Raw genomic sequence first — 26,444 nt, forward strand, 5'->3', positions numbered from 1 at the left:
ACAATCGGATCAAGTACGTAGGCAAGCGGTTTCCAACCGCCCTGGACCTTGAAAGCATCCATGTCACGCCGGGGGGCGTGTGTGTGCCGAGGGCCCAGGGGGGCGCGAGTGACGGGGTTCGTCTTTCTCCGGGTACGGGCCCATCGGCTGCTGCTCTGCGCCGCGGTCCTCGCCGTACTGCTGACCACATCGGTGCTGGCGGCGCTGACCGCCTTCTCGGGCTCGGTGGGCGACGCGGCACTCCGTAACGCCCTCACCCACCGCTCGGCGGCCGACGCCTCCTTCGTGATGTCCGTCCAGGTGGCGGCCGACCAGCGGAAGGCGGCCGACGCCGTCGCCCGGAAGGCGGCCGCCTCGGCCTTCGACGGTCTGCCGCTGACCGTACGGACGCTGGAGACCTCGGGGGCGTACGCGCTGCCGAACGGGCTGCGGGCGCCTCAACTCCGCTCCGGAGACCCCGACCTCACCCACTTCGCCGCGCTCGACCGCGGCCGTGTCCGGATCACCGCGGGCCGCGCGCCCGCACCGGGCGGCGCGGCCGACGGCGGCCCGGTCGAGGCCGCGCTGCCGCTGCCCGCCGCCAAGGCGCTGAAGCTGAAGCCCGGCGCGCGGTTCACGGTCACCGACCGGCTGACCGACAAGCCGCTGCGCGTCCTGGTGACCGGGGTGTACGAGGTGGCCGACCCGGCCGACCCGTACTGGCAGCTGGACGAACTGAGCGGGCGCGGTGTCCGCAAGCTCGCCTTCACCACGTACGGTCCGCTGCTCACCGACGCGGCGGTTCCCGGATCCGGGCGGGTCAGCGCCGGGACGATGTCCTGGCTGGCGTCCGCCGACTTCCGTACGGTCACCACCGGCCGCATCGACGCGCTGCGCGCCGCCGCGTCGGCCGCCCCGAAGCGGGTGACGGCCGCCCCCGAGTTCAAGAGCGGAGCCGCCGCCCGGACCTCGCTGCCCCAGGTACTGGAGCAGATCGACCGGGCGCTGCTGGTCTCCCGTTCGACGCTGATGATCGTGGCCGTGCAGCTGGTGCTGCTCGCGGGGTACGCGCTGCTGCTGGTGGCCCGGCTGCTGAGCAGCGAGCGGGCCGGGGAGACCCGGCTGCTGCGGGCCCGGGGCGGTTCGCGCGGCCGGATCACGGCGCTCGCCGCGGTCGAGGCGCTGCTGCTGGCACTGCCCGCCGCCCTGGTGGCCCCGCTGCTCGCCGGGCCGCTGACCCGGCTGCTGGCCGACCGTGGCGCGCTGTCGCGGATCGGGCTGCGGATCGAGGCCGGTGCCACCGGCACCGTATGGCTGGTCGCCGTCGGCGTCGCGCTGGTGTGCGCGCTGGCCGTGGTGGCGCCCGCGCTGACGGCCGGAGCGGGGGAACGCCGGGCCGGGCGGGCCGCCGCGCTGCCCGCTCCGCTGCGGGCGGGCGCCGACATCGGGCTGCTGGCGATCGCCGGGGTGGCGTACTGGCAGCTCGACCGGCGGGCCACGGAGGTCGGCGGCGGTGCGCTGAGCGGGGACCGGCAGGGCGAACTCGGGATCGACCCGCTGCTGGTCGCGGCCCCCGCGCTGCTGCTGCTCGCGGGCACGGTGCTCACCCTGCGGCTGCTGCCGCCCGCGGCCCGGCTCGCGGAGCGCGCCGCGGCGAGTGGCCGGGGACTGATCACGGCCCTGTCCGGCTGGCAGTTCAGCCGCCGCCCGTTGCGCGGCGCCGGGCCGGTGCTGCTGCTGGTCCTCGCGCTGGCGATGGGCATGCTGGCCGTGGGGCAGCGCGCCTCCTGGGACCGTTCGCAGAGCGACCAGGCCGACTTCCGGACCGGTGCGTCGCTGCGCGTGCTGACCGGCCCCCAGGACGATCCGGCGGCAGCGGTCGGCTACGCCCGGCTGCCCGGCGTCCGGGACGCGGCGCCCGCGCTCCGGGCGGGCACCGAACTCTCCGACGAGCGCACCGCCACGGTCCTCGCCCTGGACACCGCGCACGCCACCGACCGGATGCTGATCCGCGACGACCTCACCGACCGGCCCCGTCAGCGGCTGTTCGAGCCGCTCGCCGCGCCGCGGACCGAACGGGCCGGGCTGCCCCTGCCGGAGAAGAGCGTGCGGTTCCGGTTCGACGCCCGGATCACCACGGACGCGAAGGTGCGGGAACCGGGCGACGCCCCGGTCCTCTCGGTACTGCTGGAGGACGGCTACGGGCTGCCCTACCGGGTGGTGGCCGGGGCCGTTCCGGCGGATGGCAAGGCGCGCCCGGTCACCGTCAAGGTGGCGGGCGACAGCGGCTTCACGGTCACCGGCTTCGAGCTGACCGGCAACCGGCCGGGCTACGCGGACGAGACGCAGCGGCCGGCCGACGGCCGGCAGGGCTACGCGGGCCGGACGCACCGGCTGACCGTCGGCGCCCTGCGGGCCGCGGTCGCGGACGGCACCGAGCGGGCCGTCCCGGTCCCCGCGGGCTTCGGCTGGCGGGCCGCGGTCTCCGGCGTCGGCTCCGGCGGCGAACCGGAGCGCAGCGACCGGCTGACCGCGACCGCCTCCGCCGCGCGCCCGCTGACCGTCGAGTACGGCACCGGCGCCGCCCTGAACAGCTGGGACTACACCCCGGCCTACTCGGTGCGGGTCACCGTGCCCCGCCCGAAGGCCCCGGTACCCAACGCCCTCGCCACCGACGCGTATCTGAAGGCCGCCGGGGCCCGGAAGGGGCAGGTCGTCGATGTCACGCTGGCCGGTGAGAAGGTCCGGGTGAAGATCGTGGACACGGTCCGGCGCCTGCCCACCACCGGCGCCGGGGCGGATTCCTCGGTTCCGGTGGCGGCCCGGGACGGCGGCGCCCTGCTGATCGACCTCCGGGCCCTGGGCCAGGTCTTCGCGCAGCGCCCCGGCGCCGTGCTCAGCGCCAACGAGTGGTGGCTGAGCGCCGCCCCCGGGCGGGCCGGTGAGGCCGCCGCCGCGCTGCGGGCCCGGCCGGACGCCGAACCGGCCCGGATCCTGGTGCGGGACGAGATCGCGCGGGAACTGGTCGGCGATCCGCTGGGCGCCGGGCCGCAGTCCGCGCTGCCCGCGGTGGCGGTGGCCGCGGCGGCCCTGGCCGCGGTCGGCTTCGCGGTGAGCGCGGTCGGCGCGCAGCGCGAGCGGAGCGGGGAATTCGCCGTACTACGGGCACTGGGCACCCCGCGCAGGCGGCTGACCAGGATGATCGCCGCCGAACAGGGGGTGCTGATCGCGATCGCGCTGCTGGTCGGGACGGTGCTCGGAGCGGTGCTGAACCGGGCTGTCGTACCGCTCGTCGTGCTGACCGGGCAGGCCACCCCGCCGGTGCCCGGGGTACTGGTGCAGCTGCCCGCCGGGCAGATCGCGGCGCTGCTCGCGGGGGTCGCCGTACTGCCGCTGCTGACCGTGGTGTTCCTCGCCCTGCGCGGCACCGATCCCGCCGCCTCGCTGCGTGTCCAGGGGGACAACTGACATGGCTTCGCGTTCCGTCCGCACCGGCCACCCCGCCGACGCGCCCTGGGTCCGCACCCGGCTGCGCACCGCCCCCGGCACCGCCTGGGCTCTGGCGCTGCTGGTGCTGGTCACCTCGTTCCTCACGGCCGTCTTCCCGCGCGCGGTGGAGCGCCAGGGGACCGACGGGCTGCGCCACGACATCACCGCCGCCGACCCCGCGCACAGCGTCCTGGAACTGCGCAGCCCGCAGCCCAGCCTCCAGATGCCCCCGGCCGAGCGCGAGGCGGCGGTGCGCAAGGCGGCACTGAAGGCCGTCCACGACAAGGCGCGCTCCGCGCTGCCCGCCAAGGTCCGGCCCGGTGCCGCCGACTCCGTGTACGGCGTGCGCACCAGCAGGCCGATGCCCGCGGCGGACGCCTGGCTGGCCCGGCCCGAAGGGCTCGACCCGCAGCTGAACTACGCCACCCCGTCGGACCTGCGCCGCCACGCCACGCTGCGCTCTGGAGCCTGGCCCGCCGTGCGCGGCCCGGTCACCGAGGACACCGGCGAGGTGGAGGGCGTGGTCACCGAGAAGACGGCGAAGGCGCTGGGTGCCGTGCCCGGAGCGACGATCTCCGTACCGACCAGGGCCGGGGAGCATCTGACCGTACGGATCACCGGCATCATCGCCCCCAGGGAGCCCCAGCGCAGCTACTGGTCGGCCGAGCCGCTGTTCCGGACCCCGGCCCTGGTGCCCCAGCCGCAGACGAGCCCGCCCAGCCCGGACCCGCCGCGCCATTTCTGGGCCGCGACCGTGCTGCTGCCGCAGGACGCCGCTCCCGCCTTGCTCGGCTCGACCGGCGAGCCGGAGATGTTCTGGCGTTTCACGCCGGACGCCTCCGGTCTGACCGCCGGTGACGTGCCGGGGCTGCGCTCGGCGCTCGCCTCGCTGGAGGGCGGTCCGGGGCTGGTGCGGCTGAGGACGGTGGCCGGTGACAACGCGGCCTTCCGAACCGACCTGGACCAGATCCTCGCCGGGTACGACACGCTGCGCACGGCGATCGGGCCGGTCGTCACGGTGGCCGCCGTGGGGGTCGGGTCCGTCGCCGCCGTGGTGCTGCTGATGACGGCCTCGCTGATCGGCGGGCGGCGCCGGGAGGAACTGGCGCTGCTGCGGGCGCGCGGCGGTTCGCTGGCCGGGCTGGGCGGGCGGCTGCTCGCCGAGACGGCGGTGGTCGCGGTGCCCGCGGCGGCGCTGGGGCTGCTGGCCGCGCTGCCGTTCTTCGGACCGGCCCGGCTGTGGCCCTCGGTGGCCGGTCCGGCCGCCGTCGCCGCGCTGGTCTGCGCCGCGGTGCCGTTGGTGACGGTGCTGCCGCATCGCAGGCCGCGGCTGCCCGGGGCCCGCGACGATCTGATGGACGCCCGCCCGTCCCGGCTGCGTACGGTCGCCGAGCTCACCGCTCTGGTACTGGCGGCGGGTGCGGTGGCCGGGCTGCGGCGGCGCGGCACGGCGGACGACGGCGGAGACCTGCTGGTCAGCGCCGCACCGGTGCTCGTCGGGCTGATCGCGGCGCTGGTCCTGGTACGGCTGCTGCCGCTGCCGCTGCGCCTGGCCTCGCGGGCCGTCTCCCGGCGGCGCGGGGCGATCGGCTTCCTGTCCCTGGCCCGTGCCGGGCGGACCTCGGCGGGCGGCGCGCTGCCGCTGCTGGCGCTGCTGCTCGCGCTGACCACGGCGGCGTTCGGCGGTTCGGTCCTCGCGGGGGTCTCGGACGCCCGGGACCGGGCCGCGATGCTCGCGGTCGGCGCGGACGCCAGGATCAGTGGGCTGCTCGACGCGGCGCCGCTCCCGGCCCGTCTGGTCCGGGAGGTCCGGGAGGCGGACGGCGTGCGGCAGGTGGCCGAGGTGCAGGTGGTGACCGGGGTGCCGTTGCCGCCCGGCCCGGACGGCACGGGCCGTATGAAGAACGCGGCCCTGCTGGGCGTCGACCCGGACGCGTACGCCGGGCTGTCCCGTGCGGCGGACCTGGGGACGTTCCCGGCCGACCGGCTGCGGGTGGACAAGGGCGGGGCCGCGGGCGGGAACACGGTCGTACCGGTGATCGCGTCGCCGCCCGTCGCCGCGGAACTGGGCGACGGCCCCCGCGACCTGACCACCCCGGCCGGGGACCTGCGGGTGCAGGTGGCCGGGATCCTGCCGCGCACCGCTGTCATACCCGACCGTGACTTCCTGCTCGTCGACGCGGCGGCGCTCACCCGGCAGCAGACCACCACCCTGCTGGTGGCCGGATCCCCGGACCCCAAGGCGCTGCGGGCCGCGGTCAAGCAGGCGGGCGGGGACATCTCCGTACGGCTGCGTGCCGAGGAACGGGCGGCCTTCGTCGACGTCCCGATGCAGCGGGGCGCGCGCGGGATCTACGAGGCGGCGATCGTGGCCGGGGCGGGCTACGCCCTGCTAGCCGTCCTGCTGTCGCTGCTGCGGACCTCGCCGGAGCGCACCGCCCTGCTGGCCCGGCTGCGGACCATGGGCCTCACCTCCCGGCAGGGCAGGCGGCTGCTCGGCCTCGAATCGCTGCCGCAGGCCCTGCCCGCGGCCTTCGGCGGAGTGCTGGCCGGCTGGGCGACGATCGCGCTGCTGGCGCCCGGCGTCGACCTCGCGGGACTGGCGCTCTTCAGCGGACCGGGCGCCACCGCGCCGGACACCGCCCAGCTGCGGCCCGACGCGTGGTCGCTGACGCTTCCGGCGCTCGGCGTGGTCGTCCTCACCGCCGGGGCGGCAGCCGTCCAGGCGTGGTGGGCGGGCCGCCGCGGGCCGATCACCGAACTCAGGTCAGGAGACCCCCGATGACGTCACCGTCGGACGACACCACCCTCGCCGAGCTCGAACGGCGGGCCACGGCCCGCCGCGACCGGCCCTCCTACGGGCATGACGCGCTGATCGCCTGCGACCGGCTGGTCCGTATCTTCTCCGCGGACGGGGTGGAGGTGCAGGCCCTCCAGGGCCTCGATCTCCTGGTCACCGAGGGCGAGTTGATGGCCCTGGTCGGCGCGTCCGGCAGCGGGAAGTCGACCCTGATGAACATTCTGGCGGGGCTCGACGTGCCGACCGCCGGTTCGGCGACGGTCGCGGGCCGCGATCTGCTGTCGATGGGGCCGAAGGAACGGCTCCGCTACCGGCGGGAGGTCGTCGGCTTCGTCTGGCAGCAGACCGCCCGCAACCTGCTCCCGTACCTCACCGCCCTCCAGAACGTCACCCTGCCGATGCAGCTGCGCGGCCGGGAGCGGCTGCGCGGCGCGGAGCGGGCCGCCCGCGCGGAGTCGCTGCTGCGCGTCCTGGAGATCGAGGACTGCCGCGACCGGCGCCCCGCGCAGCTCTCCGGCGGCCAGCAGCAGCGGGTGGCGATCGCGGTGGCGCTCGCCAACAGCCCGTCGGTGCTGCTCGCCGACGAACCGACCGGCGAGCTCGACTCGGCCACCGGCGAGCAGATCTTCGCCGCGTTCCGCCGTGCCAACGAGGAGCTCGGCACCACCATCGTGATCGTCACCCACGACCAGACCGTGGCGGACGAGGTGCGCCGTACGGTGGCGATCCGCGACGGCCGCACCTCCTCGGAGGTACTGCGCCGCACCGAGGTCGACGCCGCGACGGGGCTGGAGTCCCAGGTGGCCCGGGAGTACGCGATGCTCGACCGCGCGGGGCGGCTCCAGCTGCCCGCCGACTACACCGAGACGCTCGGCATGGAGCACCGGGTGCTGCTGGAGCTGGAGCGCGACCACATCGGGGTCTGGCCGGACGACCAGCCGCGCCCGTAGCGGGGGGTGGGGCTGGCCCCAGGGGGGGTCCGCCGGGTGGCCCGATGGTTCGGGGACACGTACGCGCCTAGCGTCGTACGCGGACAACACCCGCCCGATCCAAGGAGCATGATGCGCGTCACCCCCCTGGTCACCGCCGGACTGGGCCTGGCCGGTCTGCTCGCGGGCGGCATGCCCGCGTCGGCCTCCCCCGCTCCCGCCTCCGCCGCCTCCCCCGCCGTCCATCAGCGGGTCGGCTGGGGCCCCTGCCCGGCCCGGCAGGCGGAGCTGAGGGCAGCGGGCGCGCGGTGCGCGAAGGTGACCGTCCCGCTCGACTACGCCGACCCCGGCGGCCCGGTGATCCGGATCGCGGTCTCCCGGATCAGGGCCACGGCGCCCCGGGGTGAGCGGCGCGGCATCCTGCTCTCCAACCCGGGCGGGCCGGGCGGCACCGGGCTCGCCCACACCCTGTCCCTGCGTCCGGCGCTCAAGGACGTCGCCGGCCGCTACGACCTGATCGGCTTCGACCCGCGGTTCCTCGGCGAGTCCACCCCGATCGCCTGCGACCCGGCGGCCCCGGTGCCCGCGCCCGGCCCGGTCACCACCCGCCGCGCGGACTTCGAGCGTTCGGTGCGGTCCTCCCGTGACACCGCGGAGCGCTGTCAGCGGCACGGGGACAACGCCCGGCTGCTGCCGCACGCCACGACCCGCAACGTCGCCCGCGACATGGACGCGATCCGGGCGGCCCTCGGCGCACCGAAGCTGTCGTACTACGGCGTCTCGTACGGCGCCGACCTCGGCGCCGTATACACCCAGATGTTCCCCGGCCGCTCCGGCCGCGTCGTCATCGACTCCTCCACGGACCCGGCGGCCACCCAGTACGAGCTGTTCCAGCGGGCGGGCGCGCCCCTCGAAGCGGCCCTGGACGAATGGGCCGCCTGGACCGCCCGGCACAACGGCACCTACCGGCTCGGCACCACCCCCGCCCGCGTCCGGGCGAGCGTCCAGCGGCTGCTCGACGGCGCCGAGCGGCGCCCGGTCACCGTCTCGGGCGTCCCGCTCGACGCGTCGCTGCTGCGGCTGGTGCTGCGGCAGTTCATCCAGCACACCGAGTACGACCCGGCGCTCGCCGGTACGGTGCGCGACCTGACCGACGCCGCCGCGGGCAGGCCGGTCGAGCCCGGCCCGGAGCTGGCCTCGCTGCTCGGCCTGTTCAGCTCGCCGGAGCTGGCGGACAGCATGCTGGGCGGGGTGCTCTTCATGTGCGGCGACCGCGGCTGGCCGGCCGGCGGCTGGCCGAAGGACCCGGAGACGTACTGGCGGAACATGGAGCGCAGCCGGGCCGGCCAGCCCGTCTTCGGCCCGCTCGTCAACGGGATGATGGCGCCGTGCGCGTTCTGGACGAGCACGTCCCGCGAGCCCGCCACGGTGATCGGCAACAAGGTGCCCGTCCTGATGCTCCAGGCCCGGCGGGACAACAACGTCCCCTACGAGGGGGCGCTCGCCCTGCACCGGCGGCTGACCGGTTCCCGGCTGGTGACGGCGGACATCCGCTCGCACGGGGTCTACGGGCGCGGCCTCCCCGGGCTCACCCCGGTCCCCTGCGCCGACCAGGCCGTCAACGACTATCTGCGCGACGGCACCCTGCCCGCCGCCGACCTGGCCTGCCCGTCCGCCGGGGAGGGCCGGTGATCAGCAGACGTACGAGCCTGGCGGCCACCGCCGCCGCCCTGGTCGCCGGAGCCGCCGCCCCCGCGAACGCCACCGCCGGACCGACGCCTTCCGGACCCCGCGGCCGCCTCCAGCGCGATGTGGACGCCCTGCACGCCGTCGGTGCCACCGGCGTACTGGCCGAGGTGCAGAGCGCTGCCGGCCGGAGCGTGGCCCGCGCCGGAGCAGCCGACCTGCGCACCCCCGACGAGCCGGTCCCCTGGGGCTCTTCCTACCGGATCGGCAGCGACACCAAGACCTTCACCGCCGTGCTCGCCCTCCAGCTGGTGGGCGAGGGACGGCTCAGGCTCACCGACCCGGTGGAGCGCTGGCTGCCCGGCGTCGTGCGGGGGAACGGGAACGACGGCCGCCGGATCACCGTGGCTGACCTGCTGCGCCAGACCAGCGGGCTCAACGACTACCTCGCCGTCTCCCCGGACGCGGCGGACGCCTTCACTCCGGACGGCTACCGCCAAAGCCGGTTCCGCCCCTCCTCCCCCGGGGACCAGCTGGCCGCCGCCCTGAGCAAGCCGCCCCAGTGGCTGCCCGGGGCCGGGAAGCCGCGCTGGGGCTACTCCAACACCAACTACCTGGTCGCGGGTCTGGTCATCGAGGCGGTGACCTCCTGCCCCTGGGCGCAGGAGGTCCACGACCGGATCGTCGAACCCCTGGGCCTGCGCCGCACGTTCACCCCCGGCACCTCGCCGTACCTGCCGCCGCCCACGGCCACCGCGTACACCTGGTTCCCCGGCCAGGACCGGCCGACCGACACCACACTGGCCTCCGGCGGCGGGGCGGACGGCGCCGTCATCAGCACCACGCACGAGCACGGCGTCTTCCTGCGCGCCCTGATGGGCGGGCGGCTGCTGCGCCCGGCCCAGCTCGCCGCGATGAAGGAGACGGTGGCGGCCGAGGGGTGGAGTCCGGCGCCGGGCGTCCGGTACGGGCTGGGCATCGCCTGGCGCCCGGTCAGGGGCGTCCGGGGCGGGATCTGGTTCCACGGCGGGACGCATCTGGGGGTCGTCTCCGAGAGCGGGGTGACCGCGGACGGGTCACGGGCCGTCACCAGCGCCACCTTCACCGTACGGATGGGCGATCCGGCGCAGGACGCACAGGACCTGGCGGCGCTCCGCCTGGTGAACCGGGCGCTGACCGCCCCCTAGCGGCCCCGGATCCCGCCGGGTGGCCTCCGACCGGAGAGCGGACGCGGTCCGGTGCGTGCGGGTTGCGGGGTACTGGGACGTCCGGGTGGCGAAGCCGCTCGGACGTCCCGGCGACGCGGGGACAGGCCCCGGGCCCATGAGCCTCGCGGGCGCGCGTACCGGGGGCGGTCCCGCCGTCGAGGACGCCCTGGCCCATGAGGCTCGCGGGCGTGCACCGGGCGTGGGCGCCCGGTCAGGGGCCGCCCGACGGGCTCTCAGCCGCCGACGGTCACCGCGAGGTCACCGAGCCCGCTGCCGGGGACGCGCAGGGCGATGGAACCGAAGGGGGTGCGCAGCCGCAGCCAGGAACCGGCGGCGAGCAGTGCGACGGGGAAGTCCGGAGCCGCGCGGAGGAAGCCGAGCGACTGGGCGGCGTGCACGGCACGCAGCGGGAGCCGGGTCGTGCCGACCGTCCGCGACCAGATCTCGCGGCCGATCAGGTCCCGTTCCGCCCGGGTGCGGCGGTACTCGGGCAGCGCCGCGTCCCGGTCACGGAACTCGGTCACGGCGGCGCCGAGCGCGGTGCGCAGCGCCACCGGGTCCGGCAGCCCGTTCTGCTCCCGCCAGCCGCCGCGCGGCGGGAGGACCCCGGTCCACGGCGGGCCGGTGACGGGGGCCGGGAGCGTGCCGGTGCCGGTGGACTCCCCGAGCGATTCGAGGAGTTCACCGGCGGACACGGTGAGGTCGAAGTCGTCCGGTGCGGCCAGCCGCGCCGCCCGGACCGCGAGGACCTCGAACGACGGCGGCCTGCCGAACACGGCCAGCGCGCCACCGCCCGCCTGCATCCGCACCGCGGCGGCCCGGTCGTAGCGGAGGAGCCGGCCGAGGAAGGCCGCGAGATCCGCGGCCTCCCTCGCGTCGGCGAACTCCAGCGACCGTACGGGCACCGTCATGCTGCGGCGGGCTCCTCTGCCATGTACTGCTGGAGGAAGAGCCGCTCCTCGGCGGAGATCCGCCGGGGGCGCGACTCGGCCAGGTCGTAGGGCACGACGACGGTCGAGGCCCGCACGTACACCTGGTCCGGGTCCTTGATCTCGTACGCGATCGTCAGCGACGCGGCACCGATCTTCGTGACCCACGACTCGACGGTCACCGGCTCGTGCCGGTGGACCAGCGGGCGCACGTAGTCGATCTCGTGCCGGGCCACGACGGACCCGCCCGAGAAGGACGGCGAACCGTCCCCCGGCGCCAGCCGGAACATGAAGTCGATCCGCGCCTCCTCCAGGTAGCGGAGGAAGACCACGTTGTTGACATGCCCGAAGGCATCCATGTCCGACCAGCGCAGCGGACAGCTGTAGAGGTGACGGGCCACGCCGATCAGCCCCGCGTGAGCTTCTTGTACGTGGCGCGGTGCGGACGGGCCGCGTCCGCGCCGAGGCGCTCGACCTTGTTCTTCTCGTACGACTCGAAGTTGCCCTCGAACCAGTACCACTTGGAGTCGCCCTCGTACGCCAGGATGTGCGTGGCGACCCGGTCCAGGAACCAGCGGTCGTGGGAGATGACCACCGCGGCGCCGGGGAACTCCAGCAGGGCGTTCTCCAGCGAGGACAGGGTCTCGACGTCGAGGTCGTTGGTGGGCTCGTCGAGGAGCAGCAGGTTGCCGCCCTCCTTGAGCGTCAGCGCCAGGTTGAGGCGGTTGCGCTCACCACCGGACAGGACACCGGCCGGCTTCTGCTGGTCGGGGCCCTTGAAGCCGAACGCGGAGACGTAGGCCCGCGAGGGCATCTCGACCTGGCCGACGTTGATGTAGTCCAGCTCGTCCGAGACGACGGCCCAGAGGGTCTTCTTCGGGTCGATGTTGGCGCGGGACTGGTCGACGTAGGAGATCTTGACCGTGTCGCCGACCTTGATGGAGCCGGAGTCCGGGGTCTCCAGGCCCTGGATCATCTTGAACAGCGTGGTCTTGCCCGCGCCGTTCGGACCGATGACGCCGACGATGCCGTTGCGCGGCAGCGTGAACGAGAGGTCGTCGATGAGGACCTTGTCGCCGAAGGACTTCGAGAGGTGCTCGACCTCGACGACGATGGAACCGAGCCGCGGGCCCGGCGGGATCTGGATCTCCTCGAAGTCCAGCTTCCGCATCTTGTCGGCCTCGGCCGCCATCTCCTCGTAACGGGCGAGGCGGGCCTTGGACTTGGTCTGGCGGCCCTTGGCGTTGGAGCGGACCCACTCCAGCTCTTCCTTGAGCCGCTTGGCGCGCTTCTCGTCCTTGCGGCCCTCGACCTTGAGGCGGGTGGCCTTCTTGTCGAGGTACGTGGAGTAGTTGCCCTCGTACGGCAGGGCGCGGCCGCGGTCCAGCTCCAGGATCCAGTCGGCGACGTTGTTGAGGAAGTAGCGGTCGTGGGTGACCGCGACGACGGCACCGGCGTACTTGGAGAGGTGCTGCTCCAGCCAGTTCACCGACTCGGCGTCGAGGTGGTTGGTGGGCTCGTCGAGGAGGAGCAGGTCGGGGGCCTCGATGAGCAGCTTGCAGAGCGCGACGCGGCGCTTCTCGCCACCGGAGAGGTTGACGACCTCCCAGTCGCCGGGCGGGCAGCCCAGCGCGTCCATGGCCTGCTCCAGCTGGGCGTCCAGGTCCCACGCGTTGGCGTGGTCCAGGTCCTCCTGGAGCTTGCCCATCTCGTCCATGAGCTCGTCGGAGTAGTCGGTCGCCATGAGCTCGGCGACCTCGTTGAACCGCTTGAGCTTGCCCATGATCTCGGCGGCGCCGTCCTGGACGTTCTCCAGGACCGTCTTCGACTCGTCGAGCTGGGGCTCCTGCATGAGGATGCCGACGCTGTAGCCGGGCGACAGGAACGCGTCACCGTTGGACGGCTGCTCCAGGCCCGCCATGATCTTCAGCACCGTGGACTTACCGGCACCGTTGGGGCCCACGACACCGATCTTCGCGCCGGGCAGGAAGTTCAGGTTGACGTCATCGAGGATCACCTTGTCGCCGTGCGCTTTGCGCGTCTTGCGCATGGTGTAGATGTACTCAGCCAAGAGAAACCGTCCGGCGATCGATGAGTGGGCAGATACACCCATCTTGCCTGACGGGCGCACCCGGATGGAAACCAGTAGGGCCCACGGTGTATTCCGGGGCGTCTGGCGGCATGCGACGGCCCCGGTGCGCTGGTGCGCACCGGGGCCGTGATCAGGCGGTGGTGACGGTCCGCCGTCCGTCCGTCACCGTCCGGTCAGGGACCGGGGGCGACGGTGGGTACTCACTGTGCGGCGGTCTGCGTCTTGCGCTTGCGCAGGAGGAAGACCGCGCCGCCGCCGACGACGACGAGGGCGATCGCGACGCCCGCGATGACCGGGGTGGCGCTGGAGCCACCGGTCTCGGCGAGGTCACCCGAGCCACCGGCCGAGCCGGTCGAGCTGCCGCCGGACGTGGCCGGGGTCTTGTCGCCGCCGGTCTGGGTGTCGGTGCCGCCCGCGTTGCTGCCGCTGGTCTTGCAGTCCAGGACGCCCTTGAACGTCTTGGAGAAGCCGTTCGGGCCGGTGACCGTGAAGTCGTAGGCCTGGTCCTCGGCGACCGGGACGGTGACCGTCTCGGTCTTGCCCGCCTCGATGGTGTGCTTCGTACCGGCCAGCTCGAAGGTGAACGCCTCGTCGCCCTCGTTGCTCGCGGTGACGTCCACGCCGCCCTTGGCGCAGTTCTTCTGCGCCGAGACCGCCGGGATGGCGCCCTTCTTGGCCCAGGCGCCGGTGGCGGTCGCGGAGACCGTGGACTCGCTGGAACCGGCCAGGATCATGGTCTGGCTCTTGGTGACACCGGCGAAGGCCCGGCCGACCGGCACCGAGGTGGTGGCCTGGACGGTCAGCGAGGCGGTGCCGTCGGCGGCGCCCGCCGGGACGTCGAAGTACAGCTCGGCGCCGTTGGCCGCGGCGGTGACGGGCTTGCCGGCCTTGTCGGTGACCTTGACGCCGCTGGCGGCGTCGGCGGGACCGGTCACGGAGACCTGTCCGGCGTTGGTGTGGACGGTGACCGGTCCGAGCTTCTCGCCGGAGCGGCCGGAGACCGCCGCCGGGTCCAGGGCGAGGGACGCCTTGGGCTCGGCCTGGTCGGTGGCGCTCTTCTCCAGCCAGTCGGCCAGCTTCTCGGCCTGGCCGTCGGTCGCCTCGACGTCGACGTTGTCCGAGTAGCGCCAGATGGCGACCTGGGTGCCCGCCGCCGCGGTCTTCTCGGTGAGCGGACCGGTGCCGGCCGCCTTGGCGAGCTCCGCGAGGTCGTCGACCTGGGGGTAGGAGTGCTCAAGAATCCAGCGGATCTTGCCCGCGTTCTTGTTGGTGTTGAGCGAGGTCTGGTTCCAGGGGGTCTCCAGGTACTTCGCCTGGTCCTGGGTGGGGTTGTGGATGTCGATGCAGTACGTCTTGAGCTTGCCGCCGCCGTCGACGGTCATCTCGAAGAGACCGGCGGGCAGCTGCTGGTCCCTGCCGTTCGTGTTGTGCAGTACGGCACGGTCGAAGGTCTTCAAGCCGTCCAGCACCGCGGCCGCGCCGCCCTGGTGCTGGGGCGTCTCGTCGGCGACCGCGCTGCCCGCGCCGACGAAGGCGCCTGCCATGACCAGACCGGATGCCACCACCGACGCGGCCAGCCGGGCTATGCCGCGCCGCCTCGGAGAAATGGTCGTCGCCCCCGAGGACGACGAAACGGTCGCTGAAGAAGCAGAAAACACAGAATTCCCCTCCGGGCGGGGCCCTCCGCGCCTGATGCGCGTGTGGGGATTGCCCCGCCAGTCGACTCAAGTGCCCCGTGAGTACTGGGAATCCTAAGGACGAAGTGATGAACAGTCCCCCGTCATACCGTCGTACAACCATTCCGAATCGGAATCGTTATCCCCGGAAACACTCCTGTTCACTTCCCGCGCCCGGCCGAGCCCGTTCCCCGCCCCGTTCCAGCCTGGCCCGATACCCGTTCCGGCCCGGTCCGACGCCCTGTACGGCCCGGTCCCACACCCGGCACGGCCCTGGTTCCACGGCCGTCGCGGCCCTGGTTCCACGCTTGGCACGACCCTGGTTCCACTGCCGTCGCGGCTCCCGGACCGGACCTCGTCAGGACGCCGACGCGAGGACTGTCACCGCCTCCTGACGCTCCGTCGACACGCTGTCCGCGTGCTCCGCCCGTGCGGCCGGGGCCTGCTCGGCCCTCACCAGCCGCCGGAACGCCGCGGTCCCCCGGGTCAGGTCGTGGCCCACCGCCACCGCCTCGATGTCCACGAAGGTACGGTGCTGCCCCTCCCGTTCCTCCTCACGGACCTTCAGCCTGCCGTGCACCACCAACGGTTCACCGACCGAGACGGAACCGGACAGATTCCACGCCAGAGCCCGCCAGGCCCGCACCGTGTAAAAGCTGGTGTGCCCATCCGCCCAGAGCTGTTTCTCCCGGTCCCAGCGGCGCGGCGTCACCGCGAACCGGAATCGCGCCATTGCTCCGCTCGCGGTCTCCCGGAACTCCACGCCCGTCGCCGCGTTGCCCACCAAGGTCACCAAAGTGTCGTTCATGACTCCGCCTCCCCTTCGGTTCGAAACGGCCACCGCGTGGACGCGGTCACCTGTTCCAGAGTGAAGGGAAGGCGGAAATCGTGCCGGGGCCTGTGGACTACCCGCCGGTTGTGGAAATCTCCGTCACCGCCGCGTATCTCTCCCGCACCTCGCGGTAGCGCATGAGCTCCGCGGACACCGGATCGAGCACCCGGGCCCGGCCGCAGGCCGCCGCCGCCTCCCGCAACCGCCGTTCGGCCTCCTGCCCGTACCGTCGCGCCGGCCCACGCGCCGCGGCCGCGCACGACCACTCCACCAACGGGCCACCGGCCACCCCGGCCAGCATCACCAGGGCGGGCGTGAGATAGCCCGGCTCCAGCAGGCCGGTCAGCTGGCCGACCAGCCAGAGGGCGCCGATGAACTGCGACAGCGTCATCGCCACCTGCGCGAGCACCGCGACCGGCCACCACCTCGGCCGCGGCGGCCTCCCGCCCACCCGGCCGCCCCGCACCGCACCGCCGACCCCGTGGGACCTGGGAGCCCCGGAGGCTCCGCGGTCCCCGGAGGCTCCGCGGTCCCCGGAGGCCCCGGGGACCAGCCCCTGTTCGGCACCGGCACCAGGTCCGGCACCGGCTCGCTCCACCAGCGCGTCGAGCGCCTCCGGCAGCTCCTTCGCCCCGTGCACCGCGGCCTCGCGGACCGCCTGCGCCCAGGGGCCCGGCAGCCCGTGCGTGGCCTCGTCCGCCACCGTCCGTACCGCCTGCTCGACCCGCTGCCGGGCGGTGAGCCGCCGCTCGGGCGGCTCGGGCCGCACCGGGGACTCCAGGCTCCCCGGCCGCCGCCGGGTCGACTCGTACCAGCGCCAGAGCCGCAGCCATGGCGTACCGCAGGCCCGTCCGGCGTTCCGGCGCCACTCGCGTTCGGCCGCCTGGCCCGCGGCGCACGCACCGACCGCCTCGGCCAGCCGGTCGGCGAACTCCTCCCGGGCCCGCTCGTCGAGCCCCGGCCGCCCCTCGGCCACGTACACCGGGCGGAGCCTGGCCGCGGCGGCGTCCACGTCGGCGGAGAGCCTGCGCGCCGCGGCGCCGCGCTCCTGGACGAACCGGCCGAGCACCTCGCGCAGTTCGCCGATCCCGTCGCCGGTCAGCGCGGACACGGCCATGACGGTGGCGCCCGGATCGCCGTGCTCTCCGAGCGCCATGCCGTTCTCGTCGAGCAGCCGGCGCAGGTCGTCGAGGACCTGGTCGGCGGCGTCGCCAGGCAGCCGGTCGATCTGGTTGAGGACGACGAAGGTGACCTCGGCGTGCCCGGCGAGCGGTCGCAGGTACCCCTCGTGCAGGGCGGCGTCCGCGTACTTCTCCGGGTCGACGACCCAGATCACCGCGTCCACCAGCGCGAGCACCCGGTCGACCTGCTCCCGGTGCTCGGTCGCCGCCGAGTCGTGGTCGGGCAGGTCGACGAGCACGAGTCCTTCCAGCGCGTCGTCGGGGTTCCCGCCGCCCTGCTGCGGCCTGCGCCTGAGCCGCCCGGGGATGGCGAGCCGGTCCAGGAGCCCGGCGGCGCCGTCGGTCCAGGAGCAGGCGAGGGGGGCCGCGGTGGTCGGGCGGCGCAGCCCGGTGTCGGAGAGCGGGGCGCCCGCCAGGGCGTTGAACAGCGTCGACTTCCCGCTGCCGGTGGCCCCGGCGAGGGCGACGACGGTGTGCCGGGAGGAGAGCCGCTGCCGGGCCGCCGCCTCGTCGAGCACCCGCCCCGCCTCGTCGAGGGTGTCCCCGTCGAGCCGGGCCCGGGACAGCCCGACGAGTTCGCGCAGCGCGTCGAGCCGCGGCCGGAGCGGACCGCCCGCGGGGGCGTACGCCTCGGCCCGGGGCAGGTTCACGTCCTCGTCGTCCGGGGCGGGCCCGGGTCCGGGGTCTGCCGTCCTGGCCGCGGCCCGCCGGGCGATGAGCCCGTCGTTCCAGCCCCGGCCCTCCTGCGAGGACCGCTCCGGCCCCTTCTCCGGCGTCCCTTCGGCCCGTTCCGGCTCCGTCCCCCCGGAGCCACCGGAGCCACCGGAGCTTCCGGCGGAACCGGACCCTTCATCAGTGACGGCAGTCATCGCTGCCACCTCTCCTTCTGCAGTACGGACAGCGCGGCGATCAGTTCGGCCTGCGGTTCCGGGGCCACGTCGAGGGCGTCGAGCGGGGCGAGCCGCCGGTCCCGCTCGTCATCCATCACCCGGTGGAGGCAGTCGGTGAGCAGCGCCCCGCCCCGGTCGCGCAGCCGCAGCGCGCCCTGGGCGCCGATCCGTTCGGCCAGCTGCTCCCCGGCGCCCCTGGTGCGGCGGCCGCCGAGCAGCGCGGCGGCCAGGAGCGCCGTCACGGTCTCGGTGTCGGGCGCGGCGTTGCGTTCCAGGCCGCGCACCTCCTCGTCGGCCAGTTCCTCCAGGACCCGCCACCAGCGGCGTACGGACAGGGCGATCCGGCCCCGGACGTCTTCGGCGGGCCCCCATCCCCCGGTCTCCCGGCGGACGCCCTCGAAGCCGAAGTCCCGGGCCGCGGGGTCGCGTTGCCAGGTCGTACGGATCTGCTCGTCGGCGGCGGCGACGGCACACTGGAGGAGCGCGGACAGACTCTCGACCAGTGCGTCGAGGAGTTCGGCGGAGGTGCTGTACAGGGGGTAGCCGCGCCATCGGGTGCGGGCGTCCCCGGCGAGCACCCCGCCCCTGCGGAGCCGGCGCCGCACGGTGCCGCCCTCCGCGTGGTAGGCCTCCTCGACCACACCCGCGAGCCGTACCGCGGCCGCGTACTGGGCGGCCACGGCCCCGGCCAGCTCGGGCATCCGTACGTCCAGCGAGTCGATCATTCCGGCCGCCGTCCGCCCGACGGCCTGCTGGCGGGCCGCCGGGTCCTGGGCGCGGTGGCTGAGCCAGGCGCGCAGCGGGGCGACGGCGGTGGCGGGCAGCAGACCGCTGCCGCCGCAGGCCGATTCGGGCAGTTCGGGGATGGTGAAGCGGGGCACCTCGCCGAGGCCCGCCCGGGTGAGCAGCGCCCCGTACTGCCGTGACACCTCACCGACCACCTGGTGCGGCACCCGGTCGAGCACGGCGACGAGCGAGGCGTCGTACTGCTTCGCGGTGCGCAGCAGGTGCCAGGGCACCGCGTCGGCGTACCGGGAGGCGGTGGTCACCATCACCCAGACGTCGGCGGCGCAGACCAGCTGGGCGGCCAGCATGCGGTTGCGGACCACGAGCGAGTCGATGTCGGGCGCGTCGAGCAGCGCGAGTCCGCGCGGCAGCCCGGGGGCGGTCTCGACGCGCAGGGTGGCGCCGTCCTCCTCCCCGGCCCCGTCGAGCTGGTCGAGCCCGTCGAACTCCTCGCACCGGCCGGGCTCCCCCGCCGCCTCGGGCGGGAGCCAGACCCGGGTCAGCTGCGGCAGTACGCGCAGGCCCGCGAACCAGTGGTGGTCGTCCGGGTGGCAGACGAGCACCGGGGTCCGGGTGGTCGGCCGGAGCACCCCGGCCTGGCTGACCGGCCGTCCCACCAACGAGTTGACCAGAGTCGACTTGCCCGCCCCGGTCGATCCCCCGATGACCGCGAGCAGGGGCGCCTCGGGATCCCTGAGCCGGGGGAGCAGGTAGTCGTCGAGCTGGGCGAGCAGTTCGCTCCGGCTCTGCCGGGCGCGCTCGGCCCCCGGCAGCGGGAGTGGAAGACGCACGGCAGCGACACGGTCGCGGAGGGCGGAGAGTGCGTCGATGAGCTGAGGCCGTACGTCCAAGGTCACCACATGCGAAGAATGCCCAACTTTGGAGTCTTTTTGAAGCGTATAGCCACCTCTGCGCGCCGGTTCCCTCGGGAAAGAAGTCCGGACAGAGGGGACGAGTGGGGGCGCAGGCATAACGAGTGCACAACACCCGGCGCGCGAGACGTCAAAAGCGCTGCACGAATCCCACCCACCTGCGATTATCGGTTCGCTTCACCGAACCTCCACATCGTGCCACGCAGGTGAAGCAACCAGGACAAGGTGATCGGAGCCCTATCCTTGTCCCGGCAGGTCACCGACCGGCCCGGCCCCAGGGCTCCAGGCCGCCGAGGCCACCACCCGGCCCCCGTAGCTCAGTGGATAGAGCAGGTGCCTTCTAAGCACTTGGCCGCAGGTTCGAGTCCTGCCGGGGGCGCACGCTGCGAGGCCCTCCTTCGGGAGGGTCTTTTTGCTGGCCGGGGCTGGCCCCGGCCGGGCGGCGCAGAGGTCTTTCCCGCCGCGTGACGAGCCTGGGACGCCGGGGCATGCGCGGGAACACCGGCTGTGGGCCAGCTCACTGTGGTCCGGGGGCCAGGCGGTCCCTAGGATGCGTGGCGTAGGCAACTATTCGTGTACGCCCCGGCCGAGGAGACCCGTTCCGTGAGCACTGGCGCCGCCGTCCTGGAGAGCTACTACGAGCGGACGGGCGCGTGCCGCTTCAAGCCCACAGCTCATACGGGCGGGGCGTGGAGTCCGGGGGAGCAGCACTTCAGTCCGGTCTCCGGGCTCATGGCACATGCGATCGAACTCCATGTGGCGGCTCGCCCTGGCGGTGCGGGCGGGATGGTGGTCGGACGGATCAGTTACGACATCCTGGGCCGCATCGCGCACGACGAGTGCGAGGTCACCGTGGAGACGGTCCGTCCGGGCCGCACCATCGAGCTTCTGGAGGCGACCCTCGTCATCGGCGGCCGCGCGGTGGTCCGGGCGCGGGCCTGGCTGATGGCGGCGCTGGACACCTCGTCCGTCGCCGACAGCCCCCGCGAGCCGCTGCCCGCCCCCGACGGGCTGCCCCGGTGGGACATGGGCGGGCAGTGGGACGGGGGATACATCACGTCCATCGACGTGCGCCGGACTCCCCCCATCCGCAAGGGGCGTACGGCGGCCTGGCTCTCCACGCCCCTCGGGCTGGTCGCGGGCGAGGAGAGCGGCGCGCTGGCCTCGTACCTCACGCTCGTGGACACCGCGAACGGCATCGCGGTCCTGCAGGACCCGGCCAAGTGGATGTTCCCCAACCTCGATCTGACGGTCCATCTGCACCGGCAGCCGGAAGGGCCGTGGACCGGCCTGGACACCACCGTCACCTTCGGCCCGACGGGGCAGGGGCTCACCAGCAGCGTGCTGCATGACATCCACGGACCCGTGGGACAGGCCGAGCAGATCCTTACCGTACGGCCGCAGCCGCGCCCCTGAGCCCCGGCGGCTTCCCGGGGCCCGAGGAGGGCGCGGGGGTCAGCGGCTGAAGGAGGTGCCCAGTGCGGCGGCCTTCGCGATCGTGCCGAGGGTGCCGTGGCCGAAGGTGAAGGAGCCCTTGGCCGTCGGGCCCTTCGCCGCGGACGGGAAGACCCACAGCGACCCGGAACCGTCGTTCTCGCCGGGGGCGCCGACGGCCAGTTCGGCGCGGCCGTCGTGGTTGGCGTCGATGAGTTCGGCGGCGGCACCGAACAGGTCGCCGGCCTCGGCCGCACCGGGCACGTCCGCGGTGTCCTGGTTGAAGCCGATCGTGCCGGTCCCGGTCGGGCCGGAGGCGGTGCCGGGGAGCACGAGGACCGAGCCCGCGTCCTTCTTGTTGACGATGTCCTCCCGGAATACGCCCACGGCGACGTCCCCGAAGCCGTCGCCGTTCATGTCGCCGACCGACAGCGATGAGCCGAACGCGTCATGCACCTCGGCGACGCCGGGGATACCGGCACTGTCCTGGTTGAGGACCTTGGCCTTGGTGCCCTGCGGGCCGCTCGCACCGCCCGGCACGTAAGTGATCATGCCGCCCAGGGCGCGCGGGTAGTCAAGGTCGCTGTCGTAGCCCTCGACGATGCGGCCGACCACGATGTCGGCGTACTTGTCGCCGTTGATGTGGCCCGCGGCGATGGTCTCGCCACCCTGGAGGCTGTATCCGTCGGGCCTCTTGACGGTGGTGGGGGTGTCGGCGAGGCCGTTGGCGCCGCCGCTGTGGACGAGGATGCGCCGGGCGTCGTACTCGTCTCCGTCGTGGACGGCGGAGGCCAGGTCGTCGCGGCCGTCACCGTTGAAGTCGCCCGCGGCGATTTCCTTGTAGCGCAGATCGTCCAGGTCACGGATCATCCGGGCGGACGCCGCGCTGCCGTCGCGCCCGAACGGGCCGGACAGGAGGTGGATGGTGCTGCCCCGCAGGGTGACGACGTCCATGGCGCCGTCGCCGTTGAAGTCACCGACGACGGTCCGGATGCCGATCTCCGCGAACTCCTCGTCGCCGGAGAGCAGGGTCGCGCCGCCGGAGAGTCCCCGCTCGCCGCCCCAGATGACGGTGAGGGAACCGGCCTTCCGGAACGTGCCGTTCTGCTCGCCTCCCGCGCCGATCACCAGGTCGGCGTAGCCGTCCTTGTCGAGGTCGGCGGAGGCCGTGGAGCTGCCGAAGGCGTCCCCGGCCTCGGCGTCGTCGGGTATGCCCGGTGAGTTCTGGCTGAAGACCTGCTTGGTGGAGGTCTTCAGTCCCGTCCCGGAGCCGTACACCACCCCCACGTACCCGGCCTTGGCCTTCCCGTCGACGGTGCCGCCGGGCGCGGTGAACGCCAGGTCCGGGTAGCCGTCGCCGTTGAAGTCCTCGCGGGGCACGGCCGCGGCGGCCCCGGTACGGCCCGGGGACGCCGTCGCGTGGCCGGGCGTCGTGGCCTGGGCGGTGGGCAGGGTGATCGCTGCGGTCGCCACGGTGAGGGCGAGGACCACGGTGGTTCCGAGGGCGCGGGATGCCACAAAGGCTCCTTCGTTCGGGTTCGGACGTCTGCGGGGCCGTGGGGGCGCCGGGGGGCGGGGGGCGTGGGGGGCGTGGGTGCGGTGGCGGGGATGGTCATCGGTCGGCCGTCCTTCCGGGCGGGGGCTGGTGGGGGGGGGGGGGGGGGGGGGGGTGGGGGGGGGGGGGGGGGGGTGCCGCCCCGCGGCGGGCGGGCCCCGGGCCCCCCGCCGGGGGGGGGGCGGGCCCCCCCCGTCCGCGCGCCGCCACCGCGCAGAATCAGACCGCGCGCGGCGTACGGCGGTTGCGTCCGGGAGCCGACTGTCACAGTCGCCTCCACCCGAACGGACAGTGAAACGTGGGTTTTCGGCCGTCCTTCAGAGCTCGGCTCCCACGGCCGCCAGCAGGGCGAACGCGAGGAGTGCCAGGAGCGTACGGATCAGGTGGAGCCGGTTCCAGGGCGATTCGAACGCGGTGCGGGCGGCGCTGTCGTCGCCGCCCTCGGACCGGGCCAGCGCCGTGTTCAGCGGGATGTTCCCGGCGATCGTGATCAGGTGCCCGGCCACCGCGCAGACCAGTGCCGCGACGGCGAGCACCCGGTCCGTGCCGCCGTCGCCGCCGATGACCACGGCGGCCGGGAAGGCGATCACACCGAGGAAGAGGACCAGGAAGGCCGGACCGGGCACCTTCTCGTTGAAACGGCGCATGGCGGCTGTGAACTGCTCGTCGGGCAGGGCCGCGATGCCGGGCATGACCGCGATCAGGAAGGTCAGCATGAATCCCGCGTACAGGCCCGTGGTGATCGCGGCGAGTATCAGGAAGAGCGAGGGCAGGGAGGATGACATGGGAGACATCCTTACGGTGGCGAACGGGCCGCGCAGCCGGTTTGAGCGCGAAGCACACACCGCCGGGCGGGGAGCGCGGGCCGCTCAGCCGGTTTCCGTGGTGAGGGGTGCGTGTGCGGCCCGCCCCGGGCCCATCCCGCTGTCAGGTCAGCGGAGTTCGCCTTCCGACGGCTCCCCCAGGCCGCCTCCGTCGTCGCCCCTGCCGTTCCTGATCCGGTCGGCCTGGCCGATCGCGGTCGCCAGTTTGCGTACCGACGAGTCCTCGGTCGCGGTGGCCAGCTTCCGGGCACGGGTGGCGAGTTCGGCGAGACCGGGGGTTCCCGGGAGCTTGCCGCCCCGGAGCGTCTCTGCGAAGTAGGCGGCTACGGCGGTCACTTGGAGGCGCTGGCTCGGGCCGCCCCAGAGCGGTCCGTCGATGGCGTCCGTGGTGACCGTGCCGCGCCGCTCGTGCGGTGCCCGGGTGGTGGGGTCCAGCCAGCGGACGGTGGCCGTCGCCACGCGCCCCGCGGCTTCGGGCCTGAGGCGTACGGCGTACAGCGCGGTCACCGTGTGCCCGGGGCCGACCTCCCCGCCGTCGACCCGGTCGTCGCGGAAGTCCTCGTCGGCGACCTTGCGGTTCTCGTACCCGATGAGCCGGAACTGCCTGACGGTCTTCCGGTCGAAGGCGACCTGCGCCTTGGCGTCGCGCGCGGTCAGTTCGAGGTGGGCGGGGAGCTGGTCGATGAAGACCTTGCGGGCCTGCTCCTCGTCGGCGACGTACGTGGTGTGGCCGTCTCCCTTGTCGGTGAGCTCCTCCATCAGCGCGTCGCCGTACTCACTTCCGACCCCGACCCCGAAGAGAGTGATGCCGTACGCGCGGCGGGCGGAGGCGACGCGCTCCAAGATGGCCTCGGCCGCGGTCTCGCCGGTGTTGGCGAGGGCGTCGGAGAGCAGGACGACCCGGTTGCTGGCGCCCTTGACCCGGCCCTCGACCGCTTCCTCGTAGCCCCGGCGCACCCCGGCCTCGACGTTGGTGGAGTCGGTGGGCTCCATGGAGTCGACGCGGTCGCGGATCTCGCCCCGGTGGCCGCGCAGCCGGGTCATCGGCAGCAGGGTCTTCGCCTCGTCGCTGAAGGTGACCAGGGAGACCGAGTCGTCGTCGCGGAGTTCGTCGGTGAGCAGGTCCAGGGACTTCTTCACCAGGTCGAGGCGGCCGGTCTCGGCCATCGAACCGGAGATGTCGACGACGAAGGTGAGCGCGGCGGGCGGCCGTTCGTCGCGGGCCGCGGCGGCCCGGGTGGCCAGGCCCACCCGCACCAGGGACCAGTCGCCGTCCCCGGCGCGGGCCCCGTCGACGTTCACGGTGAAGCCCTTGCCCGCCGGGCGGCGGTAGCCCTGGCGGAAGCTGTTGACGAACTCCTCGGGCCGCACGGTGGCGGGGTCCGGCAGGCCGCCGCCGCCGAGGGTGCGGCGGGCGTAGCCGTACGAGGCGGTGTCGACGTCCAGCGCGAAGGTGGACAGGTAGTCGGGCGGGGCGGTCTCCCTCAGCCCCTCCTTCGCCTCCGCCCGGTCCTTGTCCCTCGCCCCGCCCGGCTCCTTCGCCCCGTTCCCGGCGCCGCCCGGCGCGCCGTACGCGGGGGCGGGGCCGCCGCGGCGGTCGGAGGAGGCGGCCCGGTCGGTGGTGGCGGTGCCCGAGCATCCGGTGAGCAGCATCCCGCCCGCCAGCAGCGCTCCGAGCGTTCCCTGCCATGGATACGTGGACCGCCGACGGCACGTATCCGTCCGGCGGTTCTCCGTTCGGCGTTTCATCGTCTTCCCCCAGTGTCATCGCGTCAGCACGTGTGTATGTGACGTGCGAGACGGGGTTCTGGAAGCAGTCGAAGTCGTTGCGGAAAGATCTCGATGTGGCAACGGCGGCCGGGAATCTGTCGGAATATCAGGCTCGGGACACGGGGCCCGGACGACCGGGCCCGGGGCGGAGAGCGGTTCGCCGGGAAAAAGCAAGTCTTGTCATGAACACTCAATCACGGTCTACTCGCATAGACCGATGCGACGACCCCTCCACCGCTCGCCGGAATCCGGTGGTCGCCCCGGCGTTCTCCCCTGCTCCACCTCCGTGCACCACCTCCGCGCTCCACTTCCCGGCAGGAGACATCGTCTTGCGTACTCCCACATCGCTGCGCACGGCCCTGATCGGTGTCGCGCTGGCCGCGACCGCGCTGGTCCCCCTCCAGGGCACCGCGCTGGCCGCCCCGGCGCACCCGGCGTCCACCGCGTCCGCGGCATCCGCCGCACCCGCCTCCTCGGTCTCCGGCATCGAGGACGCCACCGCACGCGCGCTCGCCCGCTCCCTGGCCGACCCGGCCTGGCGCGGCGAGGTCCGCCGGGCCGCCCTGGCGGCGGACACGGTCGGCCTCGGCGAGCTGACCGGCCACGCCACCACCGCGGCCGGGCGCAAGCTCGCCGCCGGGATCACCGCGGCGGACCGTGATGTCGCAGCCGCCAAGGGCCTGAGCACCGCCGCGGGTTCGCTGCTGCGGTTCGGGCTGGCGGACGCGTCGATGCGCGGGCGGCTCGCCTCGGGCGGAGACCCGCTGGTGGCCGCCACCCCGTCCGACGACGACGGCGCCACGACCTTCACCGCGTACGACAGCCAGGGCACCGCCCATGAGCTGCGGCTGGATTCCGCCCCCACCAGACCCGTCTACCTCGTCGGCATCGACGGCGCGAAGGCGGTCGCCGAGGGACTGAAGGTCGTCGGTAAGGCCCTGGCCTCCCAGGGGCTGAACACCCCCGCGCCCGCCGCGGCGAGCACCCTGGCCGCCGCCTCGGGCATCGACACCACCCGGATCGACTCGGTACGGGTCGCCGACGTCCAGGAGCCGTTCTTCAAGGGCGACGCCGAGATCTTCGCCCTGGTCACGGGCTTCGGCAAGGACGGCAAGCCGCGCGTGGACACCGTGGAGATGCCGTACCTGAACAAGGAGGACACGACCTACTACCCGGGCCAGGTCCTGGTCAACTGGTCCAACTACAAGTACGACATGGCCGACGCGGTCATGATGGAGGACGACGGGGACACCAACTACCAGGCCCTCGCCAAGGCCATCGCCGCGGTGCTGCTGACCATCACCGACCAGGGCGCGTACATCCCGCTGGCCGACGCGGTGCTCGACGCCATCCCGGCGAGCTGGTGGACCGACGACCCGGACTACGTCGACTCCTGGTACACCCTCGCCAAGTCCAGCACCGGCAAGCGCAACGGTGCCGCGGGCAACGGCTGGATGACCGTCTCGCCCTACCACGTGCCGGAGCTCTGAGGCTCTCGCGTGCCCGGCCCGC

17 protein-coding genes and 1 tRNA gene are annotated in these 26,444 nt (G+C 73.9%); 8 read left to right on the forward strand and 10 right to left on the reverse strand.

Annotated features, from left to right (window positions below; translation table 11 throughout):
• Positions 1-108: 108 nt before the first annotated feature.
• From ACFVWY_RS24780 to ACFVWY_RS24800, 5 genes are all read left to right on the forward strand, one after another.
• Positions 109-3,447 (forward strand): ABC transporter permease, encoded by a 3,339-nt coding sequence (locus tag ACFVWY_RS24780; RefSeq protein ID WP_389876312.1) that lies wholly within the window; start codon positions 109-111, stop codon positions 3,445-3,447.
• A gap of 1 nt (position 3,448) precedes the next feature.
• On the forward strand, positions 3,449-6,253 hold the full coding sequence (locus ACFVWY_RS24785; protein WP_389876314.1) for an ABC transporter permease: 2,805 nt from the start codon (positions 3,449-3,451) through the stop codon (positions 6,251-6,253).
• Entirely contained in the window at positions 6,250-7,218 is a 969-nt protein-coding gene (locus ACFVWY_RS24790) for an ABC transporter ATP-binding protein (protein ID WP_389876317.1), read from the forward strand. Before ACFVWY_RS24785 ends, ACFVWY_RS24790 begins: the two co-directional genes overlap by 4 nt.
• Positions 7,219-7,329: 111 nt before the next feature.
• Positions 7,330-8,889 carry an alpha/beta hydrolase gene (locus ACFVWY_RS24795; RefSeq protein ID WP_389876320.1) on the forward strand — a complete coding sequence of 520 codons (1,560 nt, stop codon included), beginning with the start codon at positions 7,330-7,332 and terminating at the stop codon, positions 8,887-8,889.
• Positions 8,886-10,070, forward strand: coding sequence for a serine hydrolase domain-containing protein (locus ACFVWY_RS24800; RefSeq protein WP_389876323.1), 1,185 nt, complete (start codon positions 8,886-8,888; stop codon positions 10,068-10,070). Before ACFVWY_RS24795 ends, ACFVWY_RS24800 begins: the two co-directional genes overlap by 4 nt.
• 254 nt (positions 10,071-10,324) lie before the next feature.
• Here the strand turns inward: ACFVWY_RS24800 and ACFVWY_RS24805 are convergent, their stop codons facing one another.
• The 7 genes from ACFVWY_RS24805 to ACFVWY_RS24835 form a co-directional block, all read right to left on the reverse strand.
• Complete coding sequence (locus ACFVWY_RS24805) at positions 10,325-11,002, reverse strand: hypothetical protein (protein WP_389876325.1); 678 nt, start codon at positions 11,000-11,002, stop codon at positions 10,325-10,327.
• Complete coding sequence (locus ACFVWY_RS24810) at positions 10,999-11,421, reverse strand: thioesterase family protein (protein WP_352275417.1); 423 nt, start codon at positions 11,419-11,421, stop codon at positions 10,999-11,001. The genes ACFVWY_RS24805 and ACFVWY_RS24810 overlap by 4 nt, the downstream gene beginning before the upstream one ends.
• 5 nt (positions 11,422-11,426) lie before the next feature.
• A complete protein-coding gene (gene ettA / locus ACFVWY_RS24815) occupies positions 11,427-13,091 on the reverse strand; it encodes an energy-dependent translational throttle protein EttA (RefSeq protein ID WP_389876327.1) in 1,665 nt (554 codons plus the stop codon).
• A gap of 221 nt (positions 13,092-13,312) precedes the next feature.
• Positions 13,313-14,770, reverse strand: a complete 1,458-nt coding sequence (locus ACFVWY_RS24820) for an LAETG motif-containing sortase-dependent surface protein (protein ID WP_389876330.1) — start codon at positions 14,768-14,770, stop codon at positions 13,313-13,315.
• Between the two features lie 376 nt (positions 14,771-15,146).
• Positions 15,147-15,596, reverse strand: coding sequence for a single-stranded DNA-binding protein (locus tag ACFVWY_RS24825; protein ID WP_389876333.1), 450 nt, complete (start codon positions 15,594-15,596; stop codon positions 15,147-15,149).
• Positions 15,597-15,693: 97 nt separating this feature from the next.
• Positions 15,694-17,670: a GTPase gene (locus tag ACFVWY_RS24830; protein WP_389876336.1), complete on the reverse strand. Its 1,977-nt coding sequence runs from the start codon at positions 17,668-17,670 to the stop codon at positions 15,694-15,696.
• A complete protein-coding gene (locus ACFVWY_RS24835; RefSeq protein WP_389876395.1) occupies positions 17,667-19,328 on the reverse strand; it encodes a dynamin family protein in 1,662 nt (553 codons plus the stop codon). The genes ACFVWY_RS24830 and ACFVWY_RS24835 overlap by 4 nt, the downstream gene beginning before the upstream one ends.
• Positions 19,329-19,655: 327 nt before the next feature.
• On the opposite strand from ACFVWY_RS24835, the gene ACFVWY_RS24840 reads away from it, so the two are divergent.
• Together ACFVWY_RS24840 and ACFVWY_RS24845 are read left to right on the forward strand one after the other, a co-directional pair.
• Positions 19,656-19,728, forward strand: a tRNA-Arg gene (locus ACFVWY_RS24840).
• A 224-nt stretch (positions 19,729-19,952) separates the two neighbouring features.
• The gene (locus ACFVWY_RS24845; RefSeq protein WP_389876339.1) at positions 19,953-20,765 is read left to right on the forward strand and encodes a thioesterase family protein; all 813 of its coding nucleotides are present in this window, start codon (positions 19,953-19,955) and stop codon (positions 20,763-20,765) included.
• Between the two features lie 39 nt (positions 20,766-20,804).
• Here the strand turns inward: ACFVWY_RS24845 and ACFVWY_RS24850 are convergent, their stop codons facing one another.
• From ACFVWY_RS24850 to ACFVWY_RS24860, 3 genes are all read right to left on the reverse strand, one after another.
• Entirely contained in the window at positions 20,805-22,301 is a 1,497-nt protein-coding gene (locus ACFVWY_RS24850; RefSeq protein ID WP_389876341.1) for an FG-GAP-like repeat-containing protein, read from the reverse strand.
• Positions 22,302-22,655: 354 nt separating this feature from the next.
• The gene (locus ACFVWY_RS24855) at positions 22,656-23,123 is read right to left on the reverse strand and encodes a DUF1772 domain-containing protein (protein WP_389876344.1); all 468 of its coding nucleotides are present in this window, start codon (positions 23,121-23,123) and stop codon (positions 22,656-22,658) included.
• A gap of 147 nt (positions 23,124-23,270) precedes the next feature.
• Complete coding sequence (locus tag ACFVWY_RS24860; protein WP_389876346.1) at positions 23,271-24,911, reverse strand: von Willebrand factor type A domain-containing protein; 1,641 nt, start codon at positions 24,909-24,911, stop codon at positions 23,271-23,273.
• Positions 24,912-25,261: 350 nt separating this feature from the next.
• Between ACFVWY_RS24860 and ACFVWY_RS24865 the strand changes: the two genes are divergently transcribed.
• The gene (locus ACFVWY_RS24865) at positions 25,262-26,422 is read left to right on the forward strand and encodes a DUF3103 family protein (protein WP_389876349.1); all 1,161 of its coding nucleotides are present in this window, start codon (positions 25,262-25,264) and stop codon (positions 26,420-26,422) included.
• Positions 26,423-26,444: the final 22 nt, after the last annotated feature.

Source organism: Streptomyces sp. NPDC058195 (assembly GCF_042883525.1).
In the GTDB taxonomy this organism is placed as follows: domain Bacteria; phylum Actinomycetota; class Actinomycetes; order Streptomycetales; family Streptomycetaceae; genus Streptomyces.

What these genes read in the sequence shown, in the direction of transcription:
- ACFVWY_RS24795 (WP_389876320.1), top strand. Translation starts at nt 7,330, where the DNA reads ATGCGCGTCACCCCCCTGGTCACCGCCGGACTGGGCCTGGCCGGTCTG.
- ACFVWY_RS24805 (WP_389876325.1), bottom strand. Translation starts at nt 11,002, where the DNA reads ATGACGGTGCCCGTACGGTCGCTGGAGTTCGCCGACGCGAGGGAGGCC.
- ACFVWY_RS24855 (WP_389876344.1), bottom strand. Translation starts at nt 23,123, where the DNA reads ATGTCATCCTCCCTGCCCTCGCTCTTCCTGATACTCGCCGCGATCACC.
- ACFVWY_RS24830 (WP_389876336.1), bottom strand. Translation starts at nt 17,670, where the DNA reads ATGACTGCCGTCACTGATGAAGGGTCCGGTTCCGCCGGAAGCTCCGGT.
- ACFVWY_RS24790 (WP_389876317.1), top strand. Translation starts at nt 6,250, where the DNA reads ATGACGTCACCGTCGGACGACACCACCCTCGCCGAGCTCGAACGGCGG.
- ACFVWY_RS24785 (WP_389876314.1), top strand. Translation starts at nt 3,449, where the DNA reads ATGGCTTCGCGTTCCGTCCGCACCGGCCACCCCGCCGACGCGCCCTGG.
- ACFVWY_RS24825 (WP_389876333.1), bottom strand. Translation starts at nt 15,596, where the DNA reads ATGAACGACACTTTGGTGACCTTGGTGGGCAACGCGGCGACGGGCGTG.
- ACFVWY_RS24860 (WP_389876346.1), bottom strand. Translation starts at nt 24,911, where the DNA reads ATGAAACGCCGAACGGAGAACCGCCGGACGGATACGTGCCGTCGGCGG.